General features: G+C 35.3%; 7 protein-coding genes and 1 pseudogene. 6 read left to right on the forward strand and 2 right to left on the reverse strand.

Annotated elements, in window-relative coordinates; genetic code table 11:
* Positions 1–2: 2 nt before the first annotated feature.
* The 4 genes from ABID56_RS09675 to rlmH all read left to right on the forward strand — a co-directional run bounded on the left by ABID56_RS09675 (position 3) and on the right by rlmH (position 3,883).
* Positions 3–839 (forward strand): two-component system regulatory protein YycI, encoded by an 837-nt coding sequence (locus ABID56_RS09675; RefSeq protein WP_354220642.1) that lies wholly within the window; start codon positions 3–5, stop codon positions 837–839.
* Complete coding sequence (locus ABID56_RS09680; RefSeq protein ID WP_354220644.1) at positions 836–1,630, forward strand: MBL fold metallo-hydrolase; 795 nt, start codon at positions 836–838, stop codon at positions 1,628–1,630. Before ABID56_RS09675 ends, ABID56_RS09680 begins: the two co-directional genes overlap by 4 nt.
* Before the next feature lie 63 nt (positions 1,631–1,693).
* Positions 1,694–2,956: a S1C family serine protease gene (locus ABID56_RS09685; RefSeq protein ID WP_354220646.1), complete on the forward strand. Its 1,263-nt coding sequence runs from the start codon at positions 1,694–1,696 to the stop codon at positions 2,954–2,956.
* Positions 2,957–3,403: 447 nt separating this feature from the next.
* Positions 3,404–3,883 carry a 23S rRNA (pseudouridine(1915)-N(3))-methyltransferase RlmH gene (gene rlmH, locus ABID56_RS09690; RefSeq protein ID WP_354220648.1) on the forward strand — a complete coding sequence of 160 codons (480 nt, stop codon included), beginning with the start codon at positions 3,404–3,406 and terminating at the stop codon, positions 3,881–3,883.
* Between the two features lie 531 nt (positions 3,884–4,414).
* Here the strand turns inward: rlmH and ABID56_RS09695 are convergent.
* Positions 4,415–6,967: a Spaf_1101 family AAA-like ATPase gene (locus ABID56_RS09695; protein ID WP_354220650.1), complete on the reverse strand. Its 2,553-nt coding sequence runs from the start codon at positions 6,965–6,967 to the stop codon at positions 4,415–4,417.
* Between the two features lie 153 nt (positions 6,968–7,120).
* Entirely contained in the window at positions 7,121–7,207 is an 87-nt protein-coding gene (locus ABID56_RS09700; protein ID WP_354220656.1) for a hypothetical protein, read from the reverse strand.
* 351 nt (positions 7,208–7,558) lie between these two features.
* Here ABID56_RS09700 and ABID56_RS09705 point away from each other — a divergent pair.
* Positions 7,559–7,891, forward strand: a pseudogene (locus ABID56_RS09705) (IS21 family transposase); the annotation flags it as partial.
* A gap of 282 nt (positions 7,892–8,173) precedes the next feature.
* On the forward strand, positions 8,174–9,493 hold the full coding sequence (locus tag ABID56_RS09710; protein WP_354220652.1) for a GmrSD restriction endonuclease domain-containing protein: 1,320 nt from the start codon (positions 8,174–8,176) through the stop codon (positions 9,491–9,493).
* Positions 9,494–10,083 lie beyond the last annotated feature (590 nt).

Raw genomic sequence — 10,083 nt, forward strand, 5'->3', positions numbered from 1 at the left:
TCATGCAATGGGGACAGATCAAAACGTTATTCATCATCAGTTTCTTAGTGCTAAATATCTTCTTAGCACAGCAGTTTTTAGAGAAAATAAGCGACACCAATCTCGAAACATTGTCACAAACCAGTTTTGAAGATCGATTAGAAGCGCAAAACATTGAATACAGTGATTTACCAGAATCAGGGCAAGAAGAAGTTTACGTGTCATCAAGCCGTTATGAATTAACTGAAGATGACTTAAATGAGATTGAATCGAACTTCGATAATCAGCGTATGGTGATCATGAACAACGACACGATCGTCAGTGAATTTAACGAGCCACTGGAACTAGACGGTGGCGATAATGATGTCCTCGATTACGTGTTTAGAGGCGATGAATATCAATTTTGGAAAGAATATAACGATAACCTCGTGCTGTTTTTTCAAAAGCAAAACGGCCGCCCCGTTTTCTTTAACTATTCCGGGGTGTTAGCGGTGAAATTAAACGAGGAAGGGCACGTCACGAGTTACGCCCAAACCTTATTAAACGAAGCCCAAGTCGAAAGTGATGCGCAAACGGTGCTAGCCCCGATGAGCGCAATCGAAGTGCTTTATTCGGACGTCCTAGAACGAGGCGATGAGATCACGGATATGAGCCTGGGTTATCACACGTTAGTGCCATTAGAAGAAGGGGAACAAATTTTTACCCCGACGTGGAAGATTACGATCAATCATGAAGACATTCATTTTGTCAATGCGATAGAAGGACAATTAATTACGACAGAGGAACAAGAATTCGTGGAATCGATGACGTACTTCGTCGACTATCAAGTAGAAGAATTAATCCGGAGTGAAGTAGAATGAGTTTAGAATTTAGTGTTTTAGCATCAGGGAGTTCAGGCAACGCATTTTACATCGGGACAGGCCAGACGAAATGGCTCGTCGATGCCGGCTTAAGTGGCAAAAAAATCGAAACCTTACTCGACCAAGTCCAGGTCAACCCGCACGATCTAGACGGTATCTTAGTCACACATGAACATAGCGACCACATTAAGGGACTCGGCATTATGGCGCGTCGCTACGAGTTACCGATCTATGCGAACGAAAAAACGTGGCAAGCGATGGCGTCATCAATTGGGAAGGTAAGTGACGACCAAAAGTTCGAATTCGATATGGAAACTGTCCGGACATTTGCCGATTTAGACGTCGAAAGCTTCGGTGTTTCGCATGACGCAGCTGATCCGATGTTTTACGTGTTCCATCATGAAGGTAAGAAAGTCGCCTTATTAACCGATACCGGCTACGTTTCTGAGCGGATGAAGCGGACCGTCGAAAATGCCGATGCGATTTTGTTTGAAACGAACCATGATGTGGGTATGTTGCAAATGGGTCGTTATCCGTGGAATGTGAAGCGGCGCATTTTAAGCGACCTAGGCCACGTATCGAATGACGATGCCGCATGGGCCATGATGGATGTCATCGGTGATCAGACGAAGAAAATATTTTTAGGGCATTTAAGCCAAGATAACAATATGGTAGACCTGGCCCAAATGAGCGTATCGCAAACATTATCGCAATACGATTATCCTGTTGGCGACAAACTACAACTAGAATCAACCAGCCCGATTGAGCCAACGCCGATCACGAAATTGTGAGGATGTTTAACGTGATAAAATAGTGGGTATTTTTTAAAAACAAGCTTTAGTGAGGTGATAACAATGAGTTATGAAGATGAACAGTACAATCAACATCATGATACCCAATCCAAATCAAAACCAGGTAAGCCGTGGTTTGCCGCGATCGTCGGTGCTATTCTCGGCTCTGTCTTAATGTTTTTCTTATTGACGACGTTCACAGGACAAAATGTGGCGTCATCAGATGATACCAATAATTCAGATGAGCAACAGGAGAACACCGATGAATCAAGTAGCGACGACAATCAAGCGAATGACAACTCATCGAGTCAAAACAGCATGAATATTGATATTGCGACACAGACAACAGACGTCGTCGAAAATGTATCGGACGCGATTGTCGGTGTTGTGAATATCCAAAACCAAAATAATATTTTCGGTCAACAACCTCAACAAGGTTCTCAACAAGGCGGCACAGGCTCTGGTGTTGTTTATAAACAAGAAGACGGCTCAGCCTATGTCGTGACGAACCATCACGTCATTGAAGGAGCTGATGCTGTTGAGATTGTATTCCCAGACGAAACACAAGTTGAAGCGGAAATCGTCGGCAGTGATATGTACACAGACTTAGCCGTGTTACGCGTCGATGATGAACACGTCTCCCAAGTGATCGAGCTAGGCGATTCGGATTCACTCGAAGTCGGTGAACCTGTCGTAGCGATTGGTAACCCATTAGGCCTTAAGTTCGCAGGCTCTGTCACACAAGGTGTCGTGAGCGGGAAAGACCGCTTAATTCCAGTTGATTTAGACGAAAACGGTACGCAAGACTGGCAAATGGAAGTCCTCCAAACCGATGCCGCGATTAACCCTGGTAACTCAGGTGGCGCACTCGTGAACATGGACGGACGATTAATCGGGATTAACTCGATGAAGATCTCATCAGCCCAATTAGAAGGCTTAGGCTTTGCGATCCCAATTAATTCAGCGAAACCAATCATGGATGAACTCGAAGAAGACGGTACAGTAACCCGTTCTTACGTCGGTATTTCACCAATGTCATTAGCGGATATTCCGCAATACCATTGGCAAAATACGTTGAACTTACCTGACGATGTGGAAAAAGGTGTCGTCGTCTCATCTGTCGGTAACATGTCTCCAGCAGCACAAGCTGGCTTACAACAATACGACGTGATCACACAAATTGACGGACAGTCGATCAATAACGTGTTAGAACTGCGCCAGTACCTCTATAACGAGACAGAACCTGGCCAAGAAGTGACCGTGACGTACTATCGTAACGGCGAACAACAAGACACGACAATCTCACTCACATCACAAGAATTTTAAATAACATGACCAAAGAACTTACTCACATTGTGGGTAAGTTCTTTTTATATTCGGAAATACCGACTTATGCACATTATTCATTGATTTATACACAAAATGTGGGTAAATGTTTAGGCCACATTCTATATATAGGAGGATGAATACAATACCTCTCTAAATATAGCACGAACATATGTTAATATGTGTGTAACTATGTGGATAACTGCACTTATAGACAACCTTTCACAACCTATAACCAGCTTACACACAAGTTATCAACAACATCTGTGAACAATCTGAATAAGTCCATTCCCCGACAACATCGACATTGCGAACAACCCCAACTTATGACATAGTAAAAGAGATATAGACAAAAAACGAACATTTATCATCAAACCGTCAGAAACAAACGGTATTGGTAGTAATGATATGTAGCGAAACGATTCAATACGCTCATGGAGGGATTCGATGAACATTACGATCATCTCAGTCGGCAAGTTAAAAGAGAAGTATCTAATCCAAGGCATCGACGAATACTTAAAACGACTTAGCAAATACGCCAAAGTTAAAATTGAAGAAGTACCAGACGAACAAGCTCCTGATCAATTAAGTGAAGCGGAAGAAAACCAAGTCAAACAGAAGGAAGGAGAAAAGATATTCACAAAGTTATCCACAGACCAGTACGTCATCACCCTAGAAATCGAAGGCAAACAACTCACATCTGAACAATTCGCCCAAAAACTCGACGACCTAGCTACATATGGCAAAAGTAAAGTCGCCTTCGTGATCGGTGGCTCACTTGGATTAAGTGACGACATTAAACAACGCAGCGATTTGGCTATTTCGTTTAGTAAAATGACGTATCCTCATCAGTTGATGCGTCTGATCTTAGTGGAGCAGGTTTATAGGGCATTTCGGATTATGCGGGGAGAACCGTATCATAAGTGAAAAAGGAGTTGAATATTAATATACAACTCCATTCAATTAACTAGTGACAAAGCAAAATAAACCATATAAGAAGTTAACTTGACATAATTGATACCGAAAAATAATCCAATATAACCATTTAGGTAGTACTGGATTTTTATTCGATGTAACCATTATAGTTTGGAATGGTAAATGGCTTAAATTATTCTTACTCACTATAGCGGTATTTCAGAGAAAGGATATGAGTATTAAGTTAGTAGAAGATTAGCTATAAGTTGTTTGCTTGATCAATACGCAATAACCCAAGATATGACCTCTGGAATAATTGATAACTTAAAATTATACTCGGATGATGAAAAGTATATCTTAAACCTATTATTACGTATTATAAATGGATCTAATAAAATTGTAGAGTTAGTTGAAAGCTTACCTACATTCGAGTTAAAAAATTTTTTCACAGCTGTCTGCTATAAATATAGTAGACAGCTTTTACTTTGCAGTTAGAAAATAAAAGTAAGCTGAATTTTCTTTTTACCGTATTTTAGTGGAGAACTATAGGTCCAATACAGTCTTATAAGTTTCTTTTTTATGGATAAAAGAATCTTGACCACCTTCTAATATTGCTACTATATGATTTAAGACTGTTTTATTATCAGGGTATCCTTTTTTGGTGAGCCACCCCTTATTATTATCTGAATCTAAAATGATAACTTGCTCAGCGTCAGCATTCGTTACTATTGTAGCAGAGTGAGTAGATATAATTACTTGTCTCTTATTTTTAATTTTTCTTAAGCTCTTAACAAGGTTCCGATAAATATATAGGTTATCGAGGTTATCCTCAGGTTGGTCTATTACTAATGGTGTACTATCATTACTGTGTTCACCATAACCAAATAAAAAAGTTAATATAGCCACAACTTTTTGTCCTAAAGAAAGTGTCTCTATGTCCTTCATATTAACTGTCTCTGTTAGAACGGACTCTTTTGAATTAACATTGAATAATAATGAAAATTCATCTGATACTTTTAATAGATATTGTATACTTTGAGTCATTTTATCTTTATCCCTAAAAAGACGACTTTCAATTGCATTATAAACTTTGTTTATATTTTTTTGGTTAATATAGTCAAGTTCACCACTACTTGTATCAGTTATGAAATCATTTATTGACAGTCTACTTTCTATTGTTTTATGATTCTTGTTTAACAATAACTTTAAAAAGTATAAATAACCAAACTCTTGTATTGATGCATTAACAAAACTTTCAACATCATCCCAGCTTAAATAGGTGTTTGCAACATGCTTGTTTTTGATATTTTCAACCTGATCATTATAATGTATATCTAAAATTTCTAGAAATGAAATGGAATCTTTAACCTGTGGAGAATGTATAATTTGAAGTAGGTTTTCGTTTTCGGTATTGAAAGCACCTATAGCTTCCTCCACAATTTGTTTCCTTCGTTCTAATTTTTCCATAATATCATTCAAATTTTCTCTTAAATATTTTCTGTAATTGTTTTTATGTAGTGAATTCAGATTACTAATAATCTCACGAGATTCATTGAATTTATTACCATTCAGCACTATTTCTTTAATGAAATCACTAATATTTCCAGAATTAATTTGTTCAATAATATTATTAATAGAGTAGCTTTTTTTATATACTTCATTCAATATTATTGCCTTTTCATCTTCTGGAACCAAAGTATATTCTCTTTCTTTAGCCCCTTCGATAACTTTGTATAAAGAAACCCAGTGTGGTGCTAGTGTACGTCTCCCCTCTGATGTTTGAACTGAATTAATAAACGCTTTCTCTAAGAAGACGTCCTCCTTAATATAACCGGATTCCTTTCCAACTTGAGGTGAAAATTCTAGTATGAAATCATTGTTTTTATAAAAAAACACGATGTAAATCATATTATGTTTGGAAATAAATTTAAGATAGTTCTTGGTATCGTATTCTAAAGTAAATGCAGTCTCTAATATATTCAGCAAAGTACTCTTTCCTACCCCTCTGCCTCCTATTAAACAATTTAAATCCCTAGAAAAATCTATTATAAAAGGGTTGTTTTCTTTTTCGTTTGACGTTAGAAAACCATCATTACCTGGTTCTACATACATCCCTTTGAGAAACCTGTCATTCAAAGATGGCTTTTCGGTATAAATACAATATTGATAATTTTGAAACGATTTCTTTAGTGACTTAAAGTTCACCTTATTAAATTTAATCCAAGTATTTTTTATACCTATTTGGTCTATGTTATGTGAATCTCCTTCTTGTATGAAACAAAAGTTATCCGCTAACTTACTTGTGATACCATTAACTTTATCAATAATTTTATCTTTTTTGTCTACATTAGTAAGTCCTAATATACTTAATTCATTAGAACCAAAAAGTAATTTTTTATAAAGGTTAGTTCCTCGAAAATTACTAGTATTAATATGTGCGATATAAGGGATGCCGCCTAGTTCACTTACTTTTTTAACCATATCTAAACAGGAGACATAGGTTCCTTCAGTTTCAGAGTGGATATATTTCTTAATAAAATCTTGAATTTTGCTGTAATCATGATCGTCAAAAATAGCTACTAGGTGATAATGGTCCGAACAACTTATTTCTACCCCTAAAAATAATACTATACATTTTGAATGGGGATCATGCTTTAACCAGCTTTTATAATAATCTACTATCGCTGCTTGAAGTTTCTTATAACCATTAACCGTATTATGGTCAGATATTACAGCTGCTCTTATGTTGGATACATATAATTTATGAGCAATTAATTGATATGCAATCACTTCTTTAAAATTTGTGAAAGTAGTGTCAAATTTCTTGTTTAGATGATTTACAATGTCATCTTTATTATATGGGACTTCTTGTTCCTCAATACCTTTTAAGAACTCTTCTGAGTAAAGTCCTTTATCAACTGATATTTGAAGCACTTCTTTTTCACTTAAATCACTGTATTTTTTGTTAGGGATTAATTCGTAATCGTGTGATGCTGGTGTATGTATGTGAAACTCAGTTTTAATTAAATGTCCATATGATATTTTTGTGTTATTAATAGATTCGTATACTTTCTTTAACGAATAGGTTGTAGTCATAAAATCCCCCCTGAATAAATACAATATTTCTTAGTATTTTATCATATTTTCATAATTTATTGAACTTTATAATAGATTAGTGTAACCGTCAGGCAGAAGTAAAAAATTTCCACAAACAGGATCAAGCAGTCTAACTAACTGACGAGTGTTCATTTACACCTCGAAAATAGATTGTCGATACTTCATGCGAATGCTATCAGCCTTCTCATTAAATGTAATCACTTCACTTCTGTGAAGCAATTGATCTAATACAGCTGTCGTGAAGGTAGAATCATCAAAAAATTTCCCTGATCACCCGGGCCTTTGTTAGAGGTCAGAATGAATGCAGCCTTATCATACTTATCATAAATAAACTGGACGACAGGTTGGTCTCTTGTGACTCATAAGTCATGTACATAACATCATCAATAATGATTAAGTCAGAATCCATAACGCATTTGTAGTGTGTTTTGGATTCTTTGATATTCTCACGTGTTTTCAAAACGTACATGATGTCACCAACGGTGATAAAATCACTAATAACAATGGTTTGAAATTCCCCAAAAATAACGGATAATCATTTTATACTTTAATACATAGGAGTGTAGAATGATGATTCAGAGTGGGGGATTATTTATGATAAGAGAACATTATCACAAAGGGTGGTCAATTATGGCTATAGCGAATGAAACAGGGTTTGATCCTAAAACCATTCGTAAGTACATAAAATGAAGCCAACTACCCAAACGGAAACAGGTATCATCAAGAGTTAGCAATCTGTAACCATTCAAAGACTAATTAAAGAACGGGTTCAAGAGGGGGGCGACAAACTGTTCGGTGTTATTAAACGAGATACGAGCTATGGGTTATGAGGGCAAAATGACCATCCTTCGGGATTTTATCAAACCTTATAGGCAAAAACCTAAGAAACAAGCTGGTATTCAACCAGCTAAGTTATAGAAACTAGGGAATTTCATTCCGTTGAAAATAGGGTAATTCAAACTGTTGTTGAGAGTATTAATGAGACACTTATGACTATCGAAACCAAAGTCATTTTTTACTCGGATCAAACTGGATTGTAAACAACCTAAATAAGATGATGTTTATAGCAATTCGCAGTTAAAAGGACAAAAAAAACAATTAATAGTGAAGAGCTACATTATTATATTTTCACTCTTGATAAATTCGAACACATTCACTATAAAAAATAAGAGCAGCTTTAATTTTTTGTTAAAAAACGAACCAAAAAACACAGCTGCAGTTAATAAAATATCAAAAACCATTGACTTTACCTTTGTTTTTGAGTATTATTTAAATATACTTAAACAACAGAGGGACGTGATTTTTTTGAAAAAAAGTGTTATGGATTTATACAAAAAGGCAGTTTTTGATCCTAGTAAGGAAAGAAAAGATATGACGTTACAGTTATTATGTGACGAGATTGAACAAGGTAAAATGGTTCTCCCAATTTATCAAACTTATATTCGTTGGACTCTACCTAAAATGGTTGATTTATTTAATTATCAACTACTTGGTAAATCCCCTGTAGCCCCTATCTCTATTAATTTTATTGATGACCCTGAACAGGTTATCGAACAAATTGGATTTTTAGACAGAAAAATACTTAACAAGGAAAGTTTATTAGGAAAACATTCAGTAGTTGATGGACAACAAAGGCTTTCCACTAACTATAAAGCTCATGTTGACCATGAGGATGTTGAAGATATCGTACTTGATTTGCGTAAAGGAAAATTCACTTCGCTTCGAAATAAAGAGACAGTTAAAGAATATCAAATACCTGTTGGAAAACTTTACAACAAAGATCAAACCAAATATTTGGAATACGTGAACAGCAAAGAGTATTTAAAAGAAGATAATACAAAAGATTTATTGAACACAATTCGAAAAAAGCACCAGCAATACTACTATGTGGTTAACTTTGCTACTAATTTATCTAAGGTAGAGCAAATGGAATGGTTTGAAGTCTTAAACTTAGCTGGAAGCCGTGTTACAGGAGATATGGTTTATTTAACAGATTTACTTGTCAAAGGCATTGACTTCTATACAGATTATGTAAATCCGTTTGTTAAAGAACTAGAAAGTAAGGAATTAGAACATTTAATGCCCAAAAAATCTGCCGAAGTATCAATTCCTTTAGCTACTTTGAACGCTGCATATTTCAAAGTTACTGGTGGTGATAAAAAAGGAAATTTTAGTCCCATCCCTTCTGATACAAAAGCTAAAGCTATTGGTAGTCGTAGTGTAGAAGAAATTAAAGAAATGATATCAATAACTTTAAAGGCACTAAATGATACTTTAGAATTTATGAGCGAAAAAGATCGTTTGGAAAAAATTGAAAGAGTTGATATACTAACCTATTTAATTGGATTAACCGTTGATAAAGAAATTGATTATAATAATCTATCATCTAAACAAACCCACTACCTAATTGAGTTTATTGACACTGCCGACTTTGTTAACAATTCAAATACCGCGCGAAGAGAAAAGTACAGTAATTTGCTAGAGAATTATCCTTTAAATGAATAAAAGTAAAGAACATTAAAGTCATAGAAGCTAGTCTATGACTGAAAATAGATTAATTAGAAAGCATTGGAAGGTAAATTCCAGTGCTTTTTTTGCCTCTTAATTAACCACGGTGAACCTTATCACAAATGAATGAAAAATGTATTAAATTCTAAAAAATCAAAGCCAAGTTATCAATATACTATTGTTTTTGAGCAAAAAAGAGAAAGATAAGCATTTAATTCAGTAAAAACGTGATTTGTGATTCTTATAAAAATATTTATGATTATAATTGTGGTTAGTTTGAATTATTTCTAAATAAAGCAATTAACCCACAAATTCATTTAATGGAGATTATATTTTGAAAAGGGGAATAGATCACATATGGCTGAAGAAAAGGCTTATAGTATTACAGAGTGCTCATGGTGTCTTGAAGCAATTGAGGTGAGAGAAAGTGTGTATGAATTGGAGGGCAACATAATCTTACACGAATCATGCTATAATTCATTACAACGTTACTGTAAACGCTAAACTAAAGTAGACAGTTTTTGCTCGATAAAAATGAACACTTTTCAATCAAAAATAACTCTCTGTAGTATGATAGATTTAGCATC

This window comes from Alkalibacillus flavidus (assembly GCF_040545925.1).
Classification (GTDB): Bacteria; Bacillota; Bacilli; order Bacillales; family Alkalibacillaceae; genus Alkalibacillus; species Alkalibacillus flavidus.